The sequence below is a fragment of the Paraburkholderia sp. GAS33 genome (assembly GCF_050436645.1).
In the GTDB taxonomy this organism is placed as follows: Bacteria; Pseudomonadota; Gammaproteobacteria; order Burkholderiales; family Burkholderiaceae; genus Paraburkholderia; species Paraburkholderia phenazinium_B.
In genome coordinates this window covers 47,614-68,322 of sequence record NZ_JBNDMP010000003.1, presented here as the reverse complement: position 1 = coordinate 68,322, position 20,709 = coordinate 47,614, and the positions used below count along the sequence as shown (strand labels likewise).

The 20,709-nt window shown below is 62.2% G+C and carries 19 protein-coding genes; 8 read left to right on the top strand and 11 right to left on the bottom strand.

Annotated features, from left to right (window positions below; translation table 11 throughout):
• Window positions 1-11: 11 nt before the first annotated feature.
• The 6 genes from P3T24_RS10555 to P3T24_RS10530 form a co-directional block, all read right to left on the bottom strand.
• Window positions 12-1,511, bottom strand: a complete 1,500-nt coding sequence (locus P3T24_RS10555; protein WP_429434407.1) for a cryptochrome/photolyase family protein — start codon at window positions 1,509-1,511, stop codon at window positions 12-14.
• Between the two features lie 34 nt (window positions 1,512-1,545).
• A complete protein-coding gene (locus P3T24_RS10550) occupies window positions 1,546-1,965 on the bottom strand; it encodes an organic hydroperoxide resistance protein (RefSeq protein ID WP_429289416.1) in 420 nt (139 codons plus the stop codon).
• A 148-nt stretch (window positions 1,966-2,113) separates the two neighbouring features.
• Window positions 2,114-2,566 carry a MarR family winged helix-turn-helix transcriptional regulator gene (locus P3T24_RS10545; RefSeq protein WP_429289415.1) on the bottom strand — a complete coding sequence of 151 codons (453 nt, stop codon included), beginning with the start codon at window positions 2,564-2,566 and terminating at the stop codon, window positions 2,114-2,116.
• Between the two features lie 129 nt (window positions 2,567-2,695).
• Window positions 2,696-3,502, bottom strand: a complete 807-nt coding sequence (locus P3T24_RS10540; protein WP_429289414.1) for a BPSS1780 family membrane protein — start codon at window positions 3,500-3,502, stop codon at window positions 2,696-2,698.
• Window positions 3,493-4,488, bottom strand: a complete 996-nt coding sequence (locus tag P3T24_RS10535; protein WP_429434404.1) for a homoserine kinase — start codon at window positions 4,486-4,488, stop codon at window positions 3,493-3,495. Before P3T24_RS10535 ends, P3T24_RS10540 begins: the two co-directional genes overlap by 10 nt.
• 178 nt (window positions 4,489-4,666) lie before the next feature.
• On the bottom strand, window positions 4,667-5,062 hold the full coding sequence (locus P3T24_RS10530) for a hypothetical protein (RefSeq protein ID WP_074266564.1): 396 nt from the start codon (window positions 5,060-5,062) through the stop codon (window positions 4,667-4,669).
• Between the two features lie 199 nt (window positions 5,063-5,261).
• Here P3T24_RS10530 and P3T24_RS10525 point away from each other — a divergent pair, with 199 nt between their 5' ends.
• Window positions 5,262-6,788: an AMP nucleosidase gene (locus P3T24_RS10525; RefSeq protein ID WP_074266563.1), complete on the top strand. Its 1,527-nt coding sequence runs from the start codon at window positions 5,262-5,264 to the stop codon at window positions 6,786-6,788.
• A gap of 16 nt (window positions 6,789-6,804) precedes the next feature.
• Here P3T24_RS10525 and P3T24_RS10520 read toward each other — a convergent pair whose 3' ends face one another.
• Both P3T24_RS10520 and P3T24_RS10515 read right to left on the bottom strand, forming a co-directional pair.
• Window positions 6,805-7,335, bottom strand: coding sequence for a chromate transporter (locus tag P3T24_RS10520; protein ID WP_074266562.1), 531 nt, complete (start codon window positions 7,333-7,335; stop codon window positions 6,805-6,807).
• Window positions 7,332-7,901: a chromate transporter gene (locus P3T24_RS10515; RefSeq protein WP_429434402.1), complete on the bottom strand. Its 570-nt coding sequence runs from the start codon at window positions 7,899-7,901 to the stop codon at window positions 7,332-7,334. Before P3T24_RS10515 ends, P3T24_RS10520 begins: the two co-directional genes overlap by 4 nt.
• A gap of 98 nt (window positions 7,902-7,999) precedes the next feature.
• Between P3T24_RS10515 and P3T24_RS10510 the strand changes: the two genes are divergently transcribed.
• Complete coding sequence (locus tag P3T24_RS10510; RefSeq protein WP_074266561.1) at window positions 8,000-8,908, top strand: transcriptional regulator GcvA; 909 nt, start codon at window positions 8,000-8,002, stop codon at window positions 8,906-8,908.
• Between the two features lie 10 nt (window positions 8,909-8,918).
• Here the strand turns inward: P3T24_RS10510 and P3T24_RS10505 are convergent, their stop codons facing one another.
• The gene (locus P3T24_RS10505; protein ID WP_074266560.1) at window positions 8,919-9,662 is read right to left on the bottom strand and encodes a TIGR00730 family Rossman fold protein; all 744 of its coding nucleotides are present in this window, start codon (window positions 9,660-9,662) and stop codon (window positions 8,919-8,921) included.
• A gap of 1 nt (window position 9,663) precedes the next feature.
• Between P3T24_RS10505 and polA the strand changes: the two genes are divergently transcribed.
• From polA to P3T24_RS10490, 3 genes are all read left to right on the top strand, one after another.
• Window positions 9,664-12,417 (top strand): DNA polymerase I, encoded by a 2,754-nt coding sequence (polA, locus tag P3T24_RS10500; protein WP_429434399.1) that lies wholly within the window; start codon window positions 9,664-9,666, stop codon window positions 12,415-12,417.
• A gap of 165 nt (window positions 12,418-12,582) precedes the next feature.
• Complete coding sequence (locus P3T24_RS10495) at window positions 12,583-13,938, top strand: NAD(P)/FAD-dependent oxidoreductase (protein ID WP_074266558.1); 1,356 nt, start codon at window positions 12,583-12,585, stop codon at window positions 13,936-13,938.
• Window positions 13,939-14,092: 154 nt separating this feature from the next.
• Window positions 14,093-14,962, top strand: a complete 870-nt coding sequence (locus tag P3T24_RS10490) for a dienelactone hydrolase family protein (protein ID WP_429434397.1) — start codon at window positions 14,093-14,095, stop codon at window positions 14,960-14,962.
• A gap of 81 nt (window positions 14,963-15,043) precedes the next feature.
• Here P3T24_RS10490 and P3T24_RS10485 read toward each other — a convergent pair whose 3' ends face one another.
• The gene (locus P3T24_RS10485) at window positions 15,044-15,913 is read right to left on the bottom strand and encodes a sulfurtransferase (RefSeq protein ID WP_429434394.1); all 870 of its coding nucleotides are present in this window, start codon (window positions 15,911-15,913) and stop codon (window positions 15,044-15,046) included.
• Window positions 15,914-16,129: 216 nt separating this feature from the next.
• Complete coding sequence (locus P3T24_RS10480; protein WP_429405718.1) at window positions 16,130-17,236, bottom strand: aromatic ring-hydroxylating oxygenase subunit alpha; 1,107 nt, start codon at window positions 17,234-17,236, stop codon at window positions 16,130-16,132.
• 287 nt (window positions 17,237-17,523) lie between these two features.
• Between P3T24_RS10480 and P3T24_RS10475 the strand changes: the two genes are divergently transcribed.
• From P3T24_RS10475 to dxs, 3 genes are all read left to right on the top strand, one after another.
• The gene (locus P3T24_RS10475; protein WP_074266554.1) at window positions 17,524-17,829 is read left to right on the top strand and encodes an exodeoxyribonuclease VII small subunit; all 306 of its coding nucleotides are present in this window, start codon (window positions 17,524-17,526) and stop codon (window positions 17,827-17,829) included.
• A complete protein-coding gene (locus P3T24_RS10470) occupies window positions 17,826-18,707 on the top strand; it encodes a polyprenyl synthetase family protein (RefSeq protein ID WP_074266553.1) in 882 nt (293 codons plus the stop codon). The genes P3T24_RS10475 and P3T24_RS10470 overlap by 4 nt, the downstream gene beginning before the upstream one ends.
• Window positions 18,708-18,792: 85 nt before the next feature.
• The gene (gene dxs, locus P3T24_RS10465) at window positions 18,793-20,700 is read left to right on the top strand and encodes a 1-deoxy-D-xylulose-5-phosphate synthase (protein WP_429405714.1); all 1,908 of its coding nucleotides are present in this window, start codon (window positions 18,793-18,795) and stop codon (window positions 20,698-20,700) included.
• Window positions 20,701-20,709: the final 9 nt, after the last annotated feature.

The following is a 20,709-nucleotide window of genomic DNA, read 5'->3' as shown; positions in this document are numbered from 1 at the left end:
GCCCGAGTGAGTTACTTGCCGAATCGGGCCAAGGTCCGTTCACGCGCTTCCGCGTGATCGATGATCGGCGCCGGGTAGTTTTTTCCAAGCGTCACCCCGAAGTCCGCCAGACGTTCCACGCCAGCCAGCCAGGGCGCGTGAATCCACTTCGGCGGCACGTTCGACAATTGCGGAAGGTAGCGTTTGATAAAGCGCCCTTCCGGATCGAATTTCTCCGATTGGGTCACCGGGTTGAAAATCCGGAAGTACGGTTGCGCATCGCAGCCCGTTGACGCCGCCCATTGCCAGCCGCCGTTATTGGCCGAAAAATCGAAGTCGTTCAATTGCTCGGCGAAATAGCGCTCGCCGAGGCGCCAGTCAATTCCAAGATCCTTCACCAGAAAACTCGCCGTTACCATGCGCAGCCGGTTGTGCATGTAGCCCGTCTGGTTCAGCTGCAGCATGGCTGCGTCGACCAGAGGGTAGCCTGTGCGGCCATCGCACCATGATGCAAACGCGGTGTCGGCCTGCGGACCGGTTTCCCAGCGTAACCTGTCGTACTCGGCCTTGAATGCCGACCCGCTCGACAGCTTCGGGTGATACGACAGGATCATGAAATAGAAATCTCGCCAGATCAGCTCAGAGAGCCATGTCGCCGCGCCTTGTCCGTCCGGCTGCAATGAGATCTCGTGCGCGAGCCGCGCCAATGTGCGGATCGACACGGTACCGAAACGCAGATGCATCGAGAGATAACTCGGACCCTTTACGGCCGGGAAATCGCGACGTTCGCCGTAGCCCGCGATCCGGGTGAGGAAATCGTCGAGCAGATGCTGGGCGCCGCTCATGCCGGTAGGCAATTTCAGTTCGGCGAGATTGCTGGGCGCGAAGCCCAACTGTTTGAGCGTGGGCAGACCGCGATCCAGCCCAGTCGGCGGAGCGGCCAGATGCGCCAAATACGTCTCGACTGGATACGGCTTGAGATCGAAGGCGTTGAGCTGCTTCAACCACGCATTCTTGTACGGTGTGAACACCGTGAACGACTTGCCCTGTCCCGTGAGAATCTCGTCGCGTTCAAAGATCACCTGATCCTTGAACGTGATCAACTGGCGATCCTGCTCCGCTAACTGTTCGTGCACCGCTTCGTCACGCTCGATCGCAGCGGGTTCGTAATCATGGTTCGTGAAGACCGCTTCGACCTCGAGTTGCGCCGCCAGTGCCGGAACCGCATGGCGGGCATCGTCATGCAACACGATCAGGCCGCCGCCATTCTGACGTAGCGCCTGATCGAGTTCCTCCAGCGCGGCGCGAATGAATTCGACGCGCCGGTCTTCGGGTAGATGATCCGGCCGGCGGCTACGCCATGTCTCGATGATCGGCTGCAGGATCGTCGTGTCGAATACGAAGACGCACCAGACCCGTCGGCAATGCTTCAGCGCGTAGTAAAGCGCGGCTTGGTCCGTGTTGCGAAGATCGCGGCGAAACCAGACGAGGCCGGTGTCGAATTCGGTATTCAGGTGTCGGACGCGCGTCATGAGTATCGATTGATGGAATGGGCGCCGTCTCAGGTCAGGCGACCTGCAAGCGCACGTCAACATTATTGCGCGTGGCGTTCGAGTACGGGCAGACCTGATGCGCCGCGTCCACCAGTTCGCGGGCCGCTTGGGCCTCGAGACCCGGCAGTGACACCCGCAGTTCGATGTCCAGTGCAAAGCCGCCATTGTCGTTCGGGCCCACGCCGACATCTGCCGTGACCGTCGTGTCCGCGGGCAACGCCTGCTTGCGCTGACCGGCGACAAACTTCATCGCACTGAGAAAGCAAGCCGAGTACCCGGCGGCGAAGAGTTGCTCCGGATTCGTGCCGACCGCGCCATTGCCGCCCAGTTCGCGCGGCGCAGCCAGCTTGACGTCCAGAACCTGATCCGACGATACCGCGCGGCCATCGCGTCCACCCGTGCTGGTTGCCGTTGCCTTGTAAAGTACGCTCATTTCGCTGCTCCTTGGTTTGGGTCGGAAGATTGCCGCGCTTCGCGCTGACCATCGTCGAGTCGGCATGCTATAAAGATAGCTCACTAATCATTAGTGTGCAAACGAAATTGCAAATGAAAATGATAGCCTGCCCTGCAGGTCGTGCGAACTAGTGGTCGAGATAGTCGTTGAGCGTGCCACGCAACTTTGTCAGATCGTCGCGCAACTGGATGAGGAATTCCGGGGACTGTTGCGTAGCGCAGAAAATATCGGCGGGCACGTCGCGCGCCATGCGTTTGAGCGCCGCGCCCTGCTTGGTGAGCCGGATATAAACCAGCCGCTCGTCTTCGACGCCGCGCGTCCGCTCGAGATAACCCTGCGTTTCGAGCCGTTTCAACAGCGGCGTGACGGTGGCGGAATCGAGATTCAACCGCGCCGCGATGTCCTTCACGGTCACATCGTCGCTTTCCCAGAGCACCAGCATGGCGAGGTACTGCGGATAGGTTAAGCCGAGCTTTTCGAGCAACGGCTTATAAGCCTTCGTCATGGCGAGCGAGGTCGAATAGAGCGCGAAGCAGAGTTGCTCGTCGAGCGTAAGCGGAAGGGCGGGGCGTTGGGTCATGACGCGGCTCAGTTAAAAGGATGCACGCAAATGGATTGCGCACAAACCAATTGTGACGTAATTCCGCCGAGCGCGCAGCATGCGACCGGCTAAGAACGGCAACCTGGCGCAGCGCGTAAAGATAAGACTTCAGCTAGCCGGCGTGGTAGGCAGATCAGGCGTGTCGGACGTTTGCACCCCAAAACATCCGCGATAGGTCGCGTAGAAGGAGCAGTAGAGCATCGTCGTGACGATGATCGTGGCCGGCATCAGCGCGGCGACTGCGAAATCTCCCGCGCCAAGCGCCTGCATGAGCGCCGTCAGTCCGAACGAGACGGTAGTGGCCACCGCAAACCACAGCGCGCCAAACACGATAAAGGCGCCGCGGTTGCGCCAGCAACTGACGATGCTGAAAAACATCGCCTTGACGGGCGACACGTCGTGCCACGCAGCGAGGATCGGCGCGAACCAGAACAGCATTGCCACCGGAATATAGAAGACCAGCGCTGCAAGGAAGCCCATCGTGATGTTGCTGTTGACGATCGTGTCCGGGTCCATCGTCGTCGTGCCCAGCATGACCTTGAGCAGCATGCCGTCATCGGCGAGCGCCGAGCCGGCCAGCACGAGCGCCATCGCGACGAGGTACAGCACCCCAAGCAGAAGCAGGCGTTTGGCGACGACCGAGCCGTACGAGCGAAAGCCGTCTACCAGAATGGTGGGAAACACCGGTTTGCCCGCGATCGTGTCTCGGCAGGCGGCCATAAAGCCCACCGCGACGCCCGGAATGAACGCGAGCGGCAGCACGCCGCCGACGTAAGGAATCTGCGCGACCAGCGTCATTACCAGCAGATACGCAAAGAACAGCGTCAGGAAGGCGAGCGGGTTCTTGCGAAACAGCCAGATACCTTGCCGAAACCATACATAGCCGGTCTTCGCGGGAACTTCAATTAGTTGCATGAGGTATGGATGCCTGGAAGTGCAACGCCGGAAAGGCGTTCGCGCAGAATGCGCTCGAAATGGCCCGGGTCGTGCGGCTTGAGCAGTTCGGCCGCCCGCGGCATATGAAAATCATACAGGCGCGAGACCCAGAAGCGGTAGGCGCCCGCGCGCAGCATGTCGCCCCAGTGACGGTTCTCTGCGGAGGTAAACGGCCGTACAGTCTGATAGGCGCGCAGCATCGCCTCGACGCGCGCGTCGTTCAGCTTGCCGGTCGTCAGATCGACACACCAGTCGTTGACGGTTACCGCCACGTCGAACAGCCATTTGTCGCAACCGGCAAAATAAAAATCGAAGAAGCCGCCCAGACGCACTGTGTGCCCGCTGGCCGGCGCCGCGTGGGCGAACAGCACGTTGTCGCGGAACAGATCGCAGTGGCACGGACCTTCGGGCAGTGCGGCGTAGTCCGCTGAGGCGAAAAAAGCCTGCTGGTGCGCGAGTTCTTCGCTGAGCAACGCACGCTGTGCGTCGGTGAGGAACGGTAGCACGCTCGGCACGGTTTCCTGCCACCACGAGAGGCTGCGCAGATTCGGCTGATGACGCGGGTAGTCGCGCCCCGCAAGGTGCATGCGCGCCAGCATCTGACCGACCTCGATGCAGTGCTCGACGCCTGGCGCCAGTTCCGGTCCACCCTCAAGCCTGGTCACGATAGCGGCTGGCTTGCCGTGCAGCATGCCGAACAGGGCGCCGTCTTCGCGCGGCATCGGGTCCGGCACCGGCACCTGGTGCGCGGCCAGATGCTGCATCAGGTCGAGGTAGAACGGCAGTTGCCCGGCCGTCAGCTTTTCGAAAATCGTGAGGACGTATTCGCCGCGCGTCGTCGTCAGAAAGAAGTTGCTGTTTTCAATACCCGAGGAAATGCCGCGAAACTCGACGACTTCGCCGAGATCGTAATGTCGCATCCATTCAGCCAGTTGGGGTTCGGTGACAGCAGTGAAGACAGCCATGCGGGAAACGTCGGATCAGGTGGTCGGGCTGGCGCGGTGCGGCCAGTGCGGCAAGGTATGGGTAATCAGGGCAAGCGGGACAAACCGGTTGAAGGCCCGGGCGCCAGGCCGCGGGCGATTCACTGCGTGCAAGCGGAGCCGTCCGCGCTCCGCTGCTGGGCCGCACTCAAACGATCGATTAGTAGCTCAGGCTCATGGACGGCAGACGCGTGCTCGGATGGCCGCTGTTGTTTGCGGTAGGCGATGTGTCGAGCGGTGCACCCATGTGATAGCTCGTGCCGAAATTCGAATGCACGTCGATTTCTACCGGCTTACCCTTGTCGCGATATTCGGTAATTTCAGTGCCGTTCGGGCTCTTTTCGTAGAAACTCGGCAGCCGCGGCTGGTTGATTTCGACCTTCGAGCTGACCTCAGCGGCCGGACGGTTGATCGCGGCCAGGTCAGGCAGCCCGGCCTGTTCATTGGCGGACAAGGGCGGGCTGGCGGGCGGCGTTGCGTCTGCGGGCTGGGCAGCCATCGCGGTGTTGCCGATGGCGAGCGCCAAAGCAACGGCGACGGGAAGGAGCGGCTTCATGGTCATTCTCCAATAAGGTGCCCCGATTCTAGCAAATCCAGCCTTGCCCACGCGGAGCGTCAGGCTTATTTTGCGCCGCTTTCGCGCTTCGTGTGCGCGGCATGCGCTCAAACGTGCCGACGCCCGCTGGTCCGTCCCCGGATGACCAAACGGTCAGGTTTCCGTGGTAATGTGGATTCATCACTCGAGGCGAACGAAGATGAACAACAACACCAATCAGCGCGCGGTGCAGACACCCGCCAATGACTTCCCGACCGAGGCCTTCGACGACGCAGCGGATGCCGTGACTCACCTGTCCGCTATCTACGAAGCCAACACCTCATTCCTGCGCGATGCCTTCGCGCGTTACCGGCGTAATGAGCTGTTCGAGCGCCGGGTGCGTGCGTGTTACCCGTTTGTCAGGGTGTCGACCGAGGTCAACACGCATATCGATTCGCGCCGGTCCTATGGCTTCGTGGCTGGCCCGGGCGTGTTCGAAACTACCGTGACGCGGCCCGACCTGTTCGGCAACTATTATCGTGAGCAGCTGCGTCTGCTGGCGAAAAACCATCACGTGCAGATCGAAGTGGGCGTGTCGGATCAGCCCATTCCGGTTCATTTCGCCTTTGCGGAAGGGATCCACCTCGAAGGTGACCTCGATCGCGAGCGGCTGCTTGGCATCCGTGACGTGTTCGATACGCCGGATCTGCGTTTTCTCGACGATCGCATTGTCAACGGCACCTACGAGCCGGGGCCCGGCGAGCCGCATCCGCTCGCGTTGTTCACGGCCGCGCGGGTCGACTTCTCGCTGCATCGGCTCAAGCATTACACGGCGACGTCGCCTACGCACTGCCAGAACTACGTGCTGTACACGAACTATCAGTTCTACATCGACGAGTTCGTCAAACTCGGCCGCACGATGATGGGACATACGGACGACGAAGAGCTGCGCGCCTATCGCAGCGAATACACCTCGTTCGTCGAGCCGGGTGACGTGATCACCTACAACGAGAATCTCGGCGAACAGGCCGTCGAAGGCACGGCGCCGCCGCGCTTGCCGCAGATGCCCGCATACCATCTGAAGCGTGCAGACGGCAGCGGCATCACCATGATCAACATTGGTGTGGGTCCGTCGAACGCCAAGACGATTACCGACCACATCGCCGTGCTGCGCCCGCATGCGTGGGTCATGCTTGGCCACTGCGCCGGCTTGCGCAACACGCAGCGTCTGGGCGACTACGTGCTGGCGCACGGCTACGTGCGTGAAGACCACGTGCTCGACGACGATCTGCCATTGTGGGTGCCGATTCCTGCGCTCGCAGAAGTGCAGGTGGCGCTGGAGCGGGCGGTCGCGCAGGTGACGCAGCTCGACGGCGTCGAACTGAAGCGCGTGATGCGTACCGGCACGGTGGCGAGCGTCGACAACCGCAACTGGGAATTGCGCGATCACCGCGAACCGGTGCAGCGTCTCTCGCAGAGCCGGGCGATTGCGCTGGACATGGAAAGCGCGACGATTGCCGCGAATGGCTTCCGGTTCCGCGTGCCTTACGGCACCTTACTTTGCGTCTCGGACAAGCCCTTGCATGGCGAACTGAAGCTGCCGGGCATGGCCGACCAGTTCTATCGGGCGCAGGTGGATCAGCACTTGCAGATCGGCGTGAAGGCGATGGAGTTGTTGCGCATGAACGGTCTGCATCGTCTGCATAGCCGCAAGCTGCGCAGCTTTGCTGAGGTGGCCTTCCAATAACCGTAACCTGCTCGCTCTAGAACTGGCCGAGGCCGGTTAGCCCTATCAGGCTGCCGGCGGCCAGCAGCCAAAGCGGATGGATGCGCGTCTTGATCGCAAGCACGGCGCATACGGCGGTAATGGCCCATGCAATCAACGTCGTATCCGACGCATGCGCGATCAGCGCAGCACTTGCCGCCACTAGCCCCGCCGTCACCGGCACCAGTCCGGCTTGGGCATAGCGCCGCCACGGGCGGTCCTTAAAGCGCTCCCAGGCCTTGAGTGCGAGGATCGTCACAATCGAAGACGGACCGAACTTCGCAACCGAAGTCACCAGCATCCCCGCCCATCCGGCCACGTGCCATCCCACCAGCGTCACGACCATCAGGTTCGGGCCGGGCGCGGCCTGTGCCAGCGCGAAGAGCGCGCTGAACTCGCTGGCCGGCATCCAGTGATGCACGTCCACCACCTGGCGCTGCATCTCCGGCAGGATCGTATTGCCGCCGCCGAAGGCAAGCAGCGATAACTGGCTGAAAATGATGGCGAGTGAAATCAGGGTGCTGCTCATCGTGCGGCCCTCGATGCGAGATAGATACTCAATGGCGTAAGCACTAGCATGGTGGGCAGGAGAGGAAAACGCAGCAGCGCGATCGCCACGAAGCCCAGTGTGGCAATAGCGATCGCGGCCGGTTTGCGCCATAGCGGCAGCAGGATCTTCACTGCCATCGCTATCAGCAGGCCTGCGGCCGCTGCCGCGAGTCCCGCAAACAGGTGGCGGATATGCGGATCGTTCTGCGTGCGCTCGTACAGCACACCGAGGCCGATCACGACCAGCGACGGCCCCGCAATCAACCCAAGCAGGCCTGCTAGTGCGCCCGGCAGGCCGCGAAAGCGCATGCCGATCGCCACCGAAAGGTTGATCACGTTGCCGCCCGGCAGGAACTGGCACAGGCCGAGCAGATCGGTGAAGTCCGAGGCGCTGAGCCAGCGGCGCCGCTCGACGATCGCGCGCCGCGCCAACGGCAGGGCGCCGCCGAACGAGATCAGCCCGAGACCGAGGAAGCCGCCAAAGATCTCGCCGACGGTGGGCGGTGACGCAGGGCTGGCGTCGGTAGAAGTGAGGTTTTGATCCATGGTGTGCGCCGTGTTGTCCATGCTGCGGAGGTTAACTCCGATTCATCTTTGGGCAAAACGATTTTTCGGGCGCTTCCTTGTGATCTAGAATCACAAGCATGGCTCGCAATCTTCCCCCCTTTCCGGCGCTACGTGCCTTTGAAGCTGCGGCGCGGCATGAAAGTTTCACCGCGGCTGCGAACGAACTCCATGTGACTCACGGTGCAATTAGCCGGCAGGTCGCCGCGTTCGAGGCGTGGGTCGGCGTGCAGGTATTTCATCGTATCGGCAAGCGCGTGCGGCTAACAGACGACGGCCGCCGCTACCTGGCAGCCGTCCAGGCCGCGTTCGACAGCATCGCCCTCGCGACCAATCAGCTACGCGATAGCGGCGTCGTGCATGTGCTGCGCATCAACGCGCTGCCTACGTTTGCCATGAAATGGCTGCTGCCGCGGCTCAACCAGTTTCAGCGCAAGATGCCCAATGTTGAATTGCGGCTGTCGACGTCGAGCGTGCCGTTCGAGATGCTGGAAGGTTATGACGTCGCGGTCAGGCGCGGCCCCGAACATTGGCCGAACTGTGTGAGCGGACACTTCCTTGGAGAGAGCGAACTGCCCGTGTGCAGCCCCGCGCTATTGCAGCGCTCGCCGATCAAGGTAGCCGACGATCTCGCGCGTCATGTGCTGCTGCATTCCGATACGCGGCCCGATGCGTGGCGCAACTGGCTGACGGCGGCAGGCGTGAAAGCGAAGTGCCGCAAGAAGCAGTCGTTCGATCATTTCTATCTGGCGTTGCAAGCGGCTGTGGATGGACTGGGCGTCGCCCTCGGACCATTGCCGATGCTGGCCGATGAACTGGCTTCGGGACGCCTCGTGATGCCGCTCGACGCTCCGCGCACCGACGCGCGCGGCTATTGGTGGGTGGCGCGCCGCGAAGTCGCGCACGCCCCGGTGGTCGAGCAGTTTTGCCGCTGGCTGCAGGAGCAGGGCGATCAGGCGGACGAAGTTGGGGATGCTTCGCCCGGCTGATCAACTCACGTCACAGATAGAACATCCGGTCTTCATCGGACTTCGCAGGATGCGGTTCTGCCTCGTCGCGGTCTTCGTAGAACTTCAGCACCGCTTCGAGCACCTGGTCCGGATCGTCGATCACCTGCATCAGGTTCATGTCGTCCGGATTGATGAGGCCCATCGGCACCAGCGAGTCCTTGAACCACGCCAGCAGGCCTTGCCAGAACTCGCCGCCCACCAGAATGATCGGCACGTGGCGCGACTTCTTGGTTTGAATGAGCGTGAGCACTTCGGCCAGTTCATCCAGCGTGCCGAAGCCGCCCGGCATCACGATCACCGCGTCCGAGTTCTTCACGAAGGTCACTTTCCGCGTGAAGAAATGGCGGAAGCGCAGGGAGATATCTTGCCACTGGTTGCCCGATTGCTCGTGCGGCAGCTCGATATTCAGGCCCACTGACGGCGCCTTGCCTGCATGAGCGCCCTTGTTGGCCGCTTCCATGATGCCGGGGCCGCCGCCGGAGATCACCGCAAAGCCCGCATCGGAGAGCTTGCGTGCGATTTGCGTGGCGAGTTTGTAGTACGGCGAGGCCGGTTTCAGGCGCGCCGAACCGTAGATACTGACAGCCGGGCGAATCTCCGAGAGGTACTCGGTCGCCTCAATAAACTCTGCCATAATCGTGAACATCTGCCACGATGCGCGGGCCTTTTTGGCTGTCGCGCGCTCTTGATCTGCGAGCGATCGCAGACTCGGAATCACTTTTCTCTTGTTCATAATGCCTGAAGAACGAATCCTGGAAGCTGAGCTGGAAGGTAAGACCCTGCTACTGGTTGACGGTTCGAGTTATCTGTACCGGGCCTACCATGCGATGCCTGATCTGCGCGGACCCGATGGCGGACCGACGGGTGCGCTGTATGGGATCATCAACATGCTGCGGCGCATGCGCAAGGAAGTCACAGCAGAGTATAGCGCGTGCGTGTTCGACGCCAAGGGCAAAACGTTCCGTGACGACTGGTATCCCGACTATAAGGCGAACCGTCCGTCGATGCCGGAAGACCTCGCCCGGCAGATCGAACCGATCCACGTTGCGGTGCGCGCGCTGGGCTGGCCGCTGCTGATGATCGACCACGTCGAAGCCGATGACGTGATCGGCACGTTGAGCGTCGCTGCCGAGAAGCGCGGCATGAAGGTGATCGTCTCGACCGGCGACAAGGATCTGGCGCAGCTCGTGACGGACAAGGTCACGCTCATCAACACGATGACCAACGAGACGCTCGACCGTGCCGGCGTAGTGGCCAAGTTCGGTGTGCCGCCGGAACGGATTGTCGATTACCTGTCGCTGATCGGCGACACCGTCGACAACGTCCCCGGCGTCGAGAAGTGTGGTCCGAAGACGGCGGTCAAGTGGCTTACGCAGTACGAAACGCTCGACGGCATCGTCGCTCATGCGGACGAGATCAAGGGTGCAGTAGGCGACAACCTGCGCCGCGCGCTGGATTTCCTGCCCATGGCGCGCAAGCTCGTAACCGTGGATACGGCTTGCGATTTGACGCCGCATCTCACATCGATCGAAGAGAGCCTGACAAGCCGTCCCGAAGCGCGCGATGAACTGCGCGATATTTTCTCGCGTCACGGCTTCAAGACGTGGCTGCGTGAAGTCGAAGTGGCGGAGGTCGTGGAAGGCCCTGGCGCCGGCGTGGAGGTGGCGCCTGTGATCGACGGCGAGCGCAAATACGACACCGTGCAGACGTGGGAACAGTTCGACACGTGGCTCGCGAAAATCAATGCGGCGGAACTGACCGCGTTCGACACTGAAACCACCGCGCTCGACCCGATGCTGGCGCAACTCGTCGGCATTTCGCTGTCGGTCGAGGCGAACTCGGCCGCGTATATTCCGGTGGGGCACCGCGGGCCTGATCATCCTGTGCAGTTGCCGCGCGACGAAGTGCTCGCGAAGCTGAAGCCGTGGCTCGAAAGCGCCGAGCACAAGAAAGTCGGCCAGCACATGAAGTACGACGAGCAGGTGCTCGCGAACTACGGCATCGCGATGAACGGCATCGAGCACGACACGCTGTTGCAATCGTATGTGCTCGAATCGCATCGCACGCACGATATGGACAGCCTCGCGCTGCGTCATCTCGGCATCAAGACGATCAAGTACGAAGAGGTTGCGGGCAAGGGTGCAGGGCAGATTGGTTTCGACGAAGTCGCGCTCGAACAGGCCGCGGAATACGCAGCGGAAGATGCTGACATCACGTTGCGTTTGCATCAGGCGTTGTACCCGCAGGTTGCCGCAGACGCAGGTTTGAAGCGCGTGTATAGCGACATCGAAGTACCCACGTCCCGCGTATTGCGCAAGATGGAGCGCAATGGCGTGCTGATCGACGCTGAGAAACTGCGCCAGCAAAGCAATGAAATTGCGGCGCGGCTGATCGAGCTGGAGACCGAAGCTTATGTCCTCGCCGAGGGCGAATTCAATCTCGGCTCGCCCAAGCAGATCGGGCAGATCTTCTTCGAGAAACTGCAATTGCCGGTGGTCAAGAAGACGCCGAGCGGCGCGCCCTCGACCGATGAAGAAGTCCTGCAGAAGCTGGCTGAAGACTATCCTTTGCCCAAGCTGCTGCTTGAACACCGTGGCCTGTCGAAGCTGAAGTCCACGTATACCGACAAACTGCCGCGCATGGTCAACGCGCAAACGGGCCGCGTGCATACCAACTATGCGCAGGCGGTGGCGGTCACCGGACGGCTTGCTTCGAACGATCCGAATCTGCAGAACATCCCCGTGCGCACGGCGGAAGGCCGTCGCATCCGTGAGGCGTTCATTGCTGCGCCGGGTCACAAGCTCGTCTCCGCGGATTATTCGCAGATCGAACTGCGCATCATGGCGCATATCTCGGGCGATGCGTCGCTGCTGCGTGCTTTCGCGCAGGGCGAGGATATCCACCGCGCCACCGCTGCGGAGATCTTTAGCGTGACGCCGCTCGAAGTTTCGAGCGACCAACGGCGCGTCGCCAAAGTGATCAACTTTGGCCTGATCTACGGGATGAGCGCGTTCGGTCTGGCTGCCAACCTCGGCATCACGCGCGATGCGGCGAAGCTTTATATCGACCGCTACTTCGCGCGCTATCCCGGCGTCGCAAGTTACATGGACGAGACCCGCGCGAGCGCGAAGGAAAAGGGCTACGTCCAGACCGTGTTCGGACGCCGCCTGTGGCTGCCGGAAATCAACGGCGGCAACGGACCGCGTCGTCAGGCAGCGGAACGCGCCGCCATCAACGCGCCAATGCAGGGCACCGCAGCCGATCTGATCAAGATGTCGATGATCGCCGTGCAGGACTGGCTTGAGGCGTCGGAGGTCGGCACGCGCATGATCATGCAGGTGCACGACGAACTGATCCTCGAAGTGCCCGACAGCGAACTGTCCGAAGTACGCAAGCGCTTACCTGAGTTGATGTGCGGCGTAGCCGCGCTGAAAGTGCCGCTGGTCGCCGAAGTGGGTGCGGGCATGAACTGGGAAGAGGCACATTGACTCAGAGTTGACTATCAAGCGATATCGTCGTGCGCATGTCACATATGCGCCTTGATGGCTTGTGGCAAACCCTGCTGCTCGCAGACAATCTCTGACAGACGGCCCCTACGCGGATGACGCCGGCCGTCTCGACGCACAACCGATCGGCAAATACGGAGAACTGCGATGCATCGTTTTATCGTCATTGGTGGAGGTGCGGGAGGACTGGAACTGGCGACCCGTCTTGGCGATCGCTATGCCTCACACAAGTACAAAGGCCAGGAGCGTGTGCAGGTCACGCTCGTCGATCGCAATCCAACCCATATCTGGAAGCCACTGTTGCATGAAGTGGCGGCCGGCAGCATGGACCCGTTCACGCAGGAACTCGCCTATGCGGCGCAGGCGCGCTGGCATCACTTCGAGTTTCAGCAGGGCGAACTGAAGAGCCTTGACCGCGCGGCGAAACGCATCACGCTTGCGGCCGTGATGGATGACGAGGACGGTGCGGAACTGCTGCCGCAACGCGAACTGGAGTACGACACGCTGGTGATTGCCATCGGCAGCACCACGCATTTCTTCGGCGTGCAAGGCGCGCCGGAATACTCGCTTGCGCTCGATACGGTGAGTCAGGCCGAGCGCTTTCGCAAACGCCTGATCGCGGCCTGCGTGCGTGCGGAGCATCAGGCGCACGAGCTGGTGGAGTCGACGCCGGACGCGACGACCCCGTCGACGGAGCCGCGCATTCAGGTGGCGATTGTCGGCGGGGGAGCGACGGGCGTCGAATTGTCAGCGGAATTGCGCAACACCGCTCAGGTGTTGTCCGCGTATGGACTGCATAAGCTCGATCCGCGCCACGACGTCGGCATTGTGCTGATCGAGGCGGGGCCGCGGATCTTGCCGGCCTTGGCGGAGCGCGTGTCGACCGCGACCGCGGAACTGCTGACGAAGCTGGGCGTAAAGCTGATGACCGGCGAAACCGTAGCCGAAGTCGCGCCCGGAGTGGTGCGAACAGCCAGTGGTAAGGCGATTCGTGCCGATCTGACGGTGTGGGCAGCGGGCATCAAGGCTCCCGCGATCCTGAGCCAGCTCGACGGCCTGCCGGTCAACCGGCTCGGCCAGCTGGTCGTGCGCCGCACGTTGCAAACCGAAACCGACGACAACATTTTCGCGCTTGGCGATTGCGCCGCTTGCCCGTGGCCGGGCAACGAACGCAACGTGCCGCCGCGGGCGCAGGCCGCTCACCAGCAGGCGAGTTTTCTGCTGACTGCGCTGGCAGCGCGGCTCGAGAATAAGCCGCTGCCGGAGTTCACCTATCGGGACTTCGGCTCGCTCGTTTCGCTCGGGCATTTCAGCGCGGTGGGCAACCTGATGGGCGGGGTGATCGGCGGCAATATGCTGATCGAAGGTCTCTTTGCGCGCTTTATGTATATGTCGTTGTACCGCTTGCATATTGCCGCGCTGCACGGGTACGCCCGCATGGTGCTTGACACCTTTGCGCATTGGCTGCGTCGTACGACGCTGCCGCGGGTGAAATTGCACTGAGGCTGAGGTTGGGGCAGAGGGCGGCTCGAGGCCGCCATTCGGGCGCCAGACGGACATCAGGCAAGCCACTGCAAGAGGATGCGCACGAGCGTATCCTGTCGCCTTTGCCTCGTCCGTCACCGCCGTTCACTGCCCATCACTCAAGGAGTGCCGCATGCTGAAGCCCGAAGTCGACAGCCTGGTTCCACACGTCCCCTTCAATCGACGCACCTTCATCAAGGCCGCACTCGGCAGTGGATTTGCCGCTGCCGTGTTGCCGGTGTCTGCTCAAACCATCCATACCGATAGCGAAGGGCTCGAAGCCGGTGAAATCGCCGTGCATTCCGGCGACACGCTGGTGCCGGCCTATCGCGCGCAGCCAGCGGGCAAGACGCATTTGCCGGTGATCATCGTCGTGCACGAGGTTTTCGGCGTGCATGAACATATCTCCGATGTCTGCCGGCGCTTCGCCAAGCAGGGCTATCTGGCGATTGCACCGGACCTCTATGTGCGGGAAGGCGATGCGTCGGTGTATCCGACGATCCAGCAACTGAGCGAGCAACTCGTTAGCAAGGTTCCCGATGAGCAGGTGCTGGCCGATATCGATGCGACGGTCGCGTGGGCTGGGCAGAACGGTGGCGACCTGAACCGGCTCGGCATCAACGGCTTCTGCTGGGGTGGGCGGATTACGTGGCTGTACGCCGAACACAATCCGCGCGTGAAGACGGCGGTGGCGTGGTACGGCCGGGTGGCCGGCGATCACACGGCAATGACGCCCGAGAATCCGATCGACCGCGTGGCCGATCTCCATGCGCCCGTGCTGGGCCTCTATGGACTACAGGATCAGAGCATTCCGCAGGACACCCTGGCGCAGATGAAGCAACTGATTGCGCAGGGGCCGGAGGCAGGGAGAGGCTCGCAGTTCGTCGTCTATGACGATGCGGGGCACGCGTTTTTTGCGGACTACCGGCCGAGCTACAAGAAGGTCGACGCCGAAGATGGCTGGCGCCGCGCGCTGGTCTGGTTCAAGCAGCACGGGGTATAGCGTCGGCGTTGCCGGTAAGGGTCGGTAAGGCGCGGCGGATGACGGCGGGCATGCTGCGCGCCCGCCATCCGCCATCTGCTCTTACGGGTTCGGCCCGGTCGCAACCGGTCGTGCCGGATTGGAACTCCATTCACTCCACGATCCCGCGTAAAGCGCCGCGCCATGCAGACCCGCGACCTCCATGGCCAATGCGTTGACACAGGCCGTCACCCCCGAGCCGCATTGCAGCACGACGTGATCGGGCGCGATGCCCGGCAACAGCGCCTGGAATTCTTCACGCAGTGAATGAGCCGGCTTGAAGCGGCCGTCGGCCGTCAGATTGTCTTTGAAGAAGCGGTTCAACGCGCCCGGGATGTGTCCACCGACCGCGTCGAGCGTTTCGTTCTCGCCGCGATAGCGATCCGCAGCGCGCGCGTCGATCACCACCCGCTCATGCGTGCTGAGGTTGCGCTCCACCGCCTGCACGTCGAAGGTGACCGCGAGCGGCGCGCCCGCCTTGAAATCGCCTGGGCTTTGCGGCGCAACATCTTGTGACAGTGCGTAACCCGCTGCCTGCCAGGCCTGCAGTCCGCCGTCGAGCAGCGCGACGGCGTCGTGACCGAGCCAGCGCAGCAGCCACCAGGCGCGCGCGGCGTACATGCCGCCTTGCGCGTCATAGGCAACGACCTGCTGACCCTGCTTCAGGCCGCGTGCGGCCAGCGCGGCGACCAGCGTAGCCCGATCCGGCAGCGGATGGCGGCCATTAACGCCAGTCTTCGGGCCCGACAGATCGTGGTCCAGGTTCAGATACTGCGCACCGGGCACGTGGCCCTCGGCATAGGCCTTTGCACCCGCCTCAGGATTGGCCAGATCGAAACGGCAGTCGATCACGAATACGCTGCCGGGCGCAGCGGCGAGCCGTTCCGCGAGATTCGTCGCGGAGATCAACGTGGTGTAATGAGTGTGCGGCATGACGGCTCCTCTGTCGGCCGGAGTGAGCGCTTTAGCGCTTACCCCGGTCCCATCAAGATAGTTGCGGAACGGATGACTTCGGTGCTTGCAGCGGAGACATGTAGCGATGCCCAAGCCGCTCAACCGACTGATGTGTTAAGTCTAAACAAAAAAAGACGGGCCGAAGCCCGTCTTTCCATGAATGCTATCACCGCGTGCGCCATATGACGCTACCGCTCAGATCGTGCCGAGCTCGCGGCGCAGGAACTCGTGGAAGTGCTGCATGCCGTCTTCCATCGGGCTCTGATAAGGGCCAACCTGCGACTCGCCCCGCTCCATCAGCGCGCGGCGGCCGGCGTCCATCCGCTCGGCGATTTCGTCGTCTTCGCGGGCCGTTTCCATATAGGCGGCGCGCTCGGCCTCGATGAACTCACGCTCGAACAGCGCGATTTCCTCGGGGTAGTAGAACTCCACGACGTTGGTGGTTTTCTGCGGACCGCGCGGAATCAACCATGAAACGACCAGCACGTGCGGATACCACTCGATCATGAGGCCCGGGTAGTACACCATCCAGATTGCGCCGAAGTCGGGGGCTTTGCCCTCGCGGAAGCGCAGCACCTGATCGTGCCACTTGCGATACGTCGGACTGCCCGGCTTTTCGAGTCCCTTGTGGACGCCGACCGTCTGCACGCTGTACCACTCGCCGAATTCCCACTCGAGATCGTCACAGGAGACGAAGCTGCCGAGGCCCGGATGGAATGGCGCGACGTGGTAGTCCTCGAGGTAGACCTCGATGAACGACTTCCAGTTGTAGTTGCACTCATGGACTTCGACATGATCGAACATGAAGTTCGAGAAGTCGAAGTGCTGCTTGGTGCCCAGACGTGCCAGATCTTTGGCGACGTTGCGCCCTTGCGCTTCGAACAGCAGCCCTTGCCAGTTCTGCAGCGGCGTGGCGCCGAGATTCAGGCAGGGATTGTCCGCAAAATGCGGTGCGCCGAGGAGCTGACCGTTCAGATCGTAGGTCCAGCGGTGCAGGGGGCAGACGATGTTCTCCGTCTGGCCGCGGCCGTTCAGCATGATGGCTTGCCGGTGGCGGCACACGTTCGACAGCAGTTCGATTTGTGACTGCTGGTTACGGACGAGCACACGCCCTTCGCTCTCGCTGGGCAAAGCAAAATAACTCCCCGCATCTGGCACCATGAGTTCATGGCCGATGTAGCGAGGACCTTTCTTGAAAAGGGTTTCGATTTCGCGCGTTAGAAGCGCTTCGTCAAAGTAAGCCGTGACTGGCAGCTGGCTGTGAACAGACCGCAACTGCAATGCATTGCTCAGATTGGACATTCCCACTCCCGATGAAGACGTGAAAGCAGTGAACAACCCAACCATCGAAGATTCGATTTAGGGAGCCCGCGATTATACCCGTTTCCCCTTGCTTGGGGCGACTAAGTGTCTGATTTGGGTCAAAATTGTGAAGATGGTTCACTCCTTTCGTCCGAGCAAAAAGGATTTTTTTCTGTCACGCTCTGGTTGAGCCGTAAGGGGAGCAAGCGGGGCGGAGGGCGTCGAGCGGATCGGATAAGTCGCTTTTGCCGTAGAATGTCCGACTTGTTTTAATTTTGCGACCATTCATGGCGAAGACCGCATCGAAGGACACCGCTGCAACACCTGAGGGCGTCGACAGCACGCCGCTGCCCGAGAATTACGAAGCGGCGCTGGCGGAGCTGGAAGGGCTCGTTGCGCGGATGGAAGGCGGCAGTCTGAGTCTGGAGGAATCGCTGTCCGCGTACCGGCGCGGCGCGAGCCTTGTGACGTTTTGCCAGCAACAACTGGAAAAGGTCGAGCAGCAGGTGCGGGTCCTCGACGGCGAGACCCTCAAACCGTTGCCCATGAGTGGCGCAGGCACAACCGCTACAGAGAGCGGGGACGACCTATGACTTTCGAACAATGGATGCACTCGGTACTCGAGCGCGTCGAGACGGCACTCGGACACTACTTGCCGGAGCCGGCCGTCGAGCCGGCACAACTGCACGAAGCGATGCGCTATGCAGTGCTGGGCGGCGGTAAACGGGTGCGCCCGTTGCTTTGCCACGCCGCCGGCGAGCTGACCGGCGCTCGTGTCGAATGCCTCGATGCGGCCGCGGCAGCGCTGGAGATGATCCACGTCTACTCGCTTGTGCACGACGACATGCCCTGCATGGACGACGACGCGCTGCGTCGCGGCAAACCCACGGTGCATGTTCAGTATGATGAGCCGACCGCGCTGCTGGTCGGCGACGCGCTGCAATCGCAAGCTTTCGTTACGCTGACGGCTGACGTGCTGCCGCCGGCGCAACAGGCGGCGCTGGTGCGCGAACTGGCTTTGGCTAGCGGTTCGATCGGCATGGCTGGGGGCCAGGCGATCGATCTGGCGAGCGTCGGTCACACGCTGACCCGGCCGCAACTCGAAACGATGCACCGCATGAAGACCGGCGCGCTGCTGCGCGCTTCGGTTCGCATGGGGGCACTGGCGGGCGAAGCGCCTGGCGCGGACGCAATGCGTTCGCTCGACGCCTACGCGGCCGCTGTGGGTCTCGCGTTTCAGGTCGTGGACGATATTCTCGACGTCACGACCGATTCCGCGACGCTCGGCAAAACGGCAGGCAAAGACGCGAAGGACGGCAAGCCGACCTACGTGTCGATTATTGGGCTCGAGGCGTCGCGCGAACTCGCCGCGCAACTGCGCACCGACGCCCATGCTGCAATCGCGCCGTTTGGCGCGCGGGCGCAGCGTCTTGCCGAACTGGCTGACCTGGTGGTGAACCGGGTGAGCTGAACGCGAAAGCCCGCCGCCGCGCATTTGCTACGACGAATGCGTGAATGAAGTGCGGGCGCGTAAGTTTTCCTACAATGGAACGACGATGTACGACTTGCTGAAAACCATCGACGACCCGGCTGACCTCCGCCGCCTCGATCGCCGCCAATTGCAACCGCTTGCAGACGAGTTGCGCGCCTACGTGCTCGACAGCGTCTCCAAGACGGGTGGACACCTGTCGTCCAATCTTGGCACGGTCGAACTGACGATTGCGCTGCACTATGTGTTCGACACGCCGCGCGACCGGATCGTCTGGGATGTCGGCCATCAGACCTACCCGCACAAGATCCTGACCGGCCGCCGCGACCAGATGCACACGCTGCGTCAGTACGGCGGCATCTCCGGTTTTCCGCGCCGCGACGAGTCGCAGTACGACACGTTCGGCACCGCCCACTCCAGCACGTCGATTTCCGCGGCGCTCGGCATGGCCGTCGCCAGCAAGCTGCAGGGTGAGGGCCACATGGGCATCGCCGTGATCGGCGATGGCGCGATGACCGCCGGCATGGCCTTCGAGGCAATGAACAATGCGGGCGTCGAAGACGACGTTCCATTGCTCGTCATCCTCAACGACAACGACATGTCGATTTCGCCGCCGGTGGGCGCGCTCAATCGCCATCTGGCGCGTCTGATGTCGGGCCGTTTCTACGCTGCGGCGCGTGCCGGCGTGGAACGCGTGCTGCGCGTCGCGCCGCCGATGCTCGACCTCGCCCGCAAGCTCGAAGAGCACGCGAAGGGCATGATCGTGCCGGCTACGCTGTTCGAAGAATTCGGTTTCAACTACATCGGCCCGATCGACGGTCACGACCTCGACTCGCTGATCCCGACGCTGCAGAACATCAAGGAACTGCGTGGTCCGCAATTCCTGCACGTCGTGACGAAGAAGGGTCAAGGGTACAAGCTGGCCGAAGCCGATCCGGTGCTGTATCACGGGCCGGGCAAGTTCAATCCGGCGGAAGGGATCAAGCCGGCCACTGCGCCGTCGAAGAAGGCCTACATGCACGTCTTTGGCGAATGGCTGTGCGATGCGGCTGAGCTCGACTCGCGCGTCGTCGGCATTACGCCGGCCATGCGCGAAGGTTCGGGTCTGGTGGAATTCGAAAAGCGCTTCCCCGACCGTTACTTCGACGTGGGCATTGCGGAGCAGCATGCGGTGACGTTCGCAGGCGGCCTCGCCGCTGACGGTATGAAGCCGGTCGTGGCAATTTATTCGACGTTCCTGCAGCGCGCTTATGACCAGTTGATTCATGACGTCGCCTTGCAGAATCTGCCGGTGGTCTTCGCGATCGACCGCGCGGGTCTCGTTGGTGCAGACGGCGCCACACACGCAGGCGCATACGACCTGGCGTTCCTGCGCTGCATTCCGAACATGACCGTCATGGCTCCGTCTGACGAAAACGAATGCCGTCAGATGCTCCACACGGCGTTGCAGCAGCCGGGGCCGACGGCAGTGCGCTATCCACGCGGCGCTGGATCGGGTGTGGCGACTGTCAAGCAGATGACGGCTCTTCCTGTCGGCAAGGGCGAAGTGCGTCGCGAGACTACACAGCCGGCCGGCAAGCGGATCGCGATTCTGGCGTTCGGTACGATGGTCGCACCGGCGCTCGCCGCAGCGGAGCAACTGGACGCGACGGTGGCGAACATGCGCTTCGTCAAGCCGCTGGATGCCGAACTGGTACGCCAACTTGCGGAGTCCCACGACTACGTCGTCACGGTCGAAGAAGGCTGCATCATGGGTGGCGCGGGTTCGGCCTGCGTCGAAGCCCTGCTCGCCAGTGGGGTTATGCGTCCCGTACTACAATTGGGCCTCCCCGATCGCTTCATCGATCATGGGGATCCGGCCAAGCTGCTCGCGGAGTGTGGTCTGGATAGCGCGGGCATTGCCAAGTCGATCCGCGAACGCTTCATGGATCACGCCACGGGCGCCGCGGGCAAGTCCGTCAAGCGCGTCGCGTAAGAGAGAGCC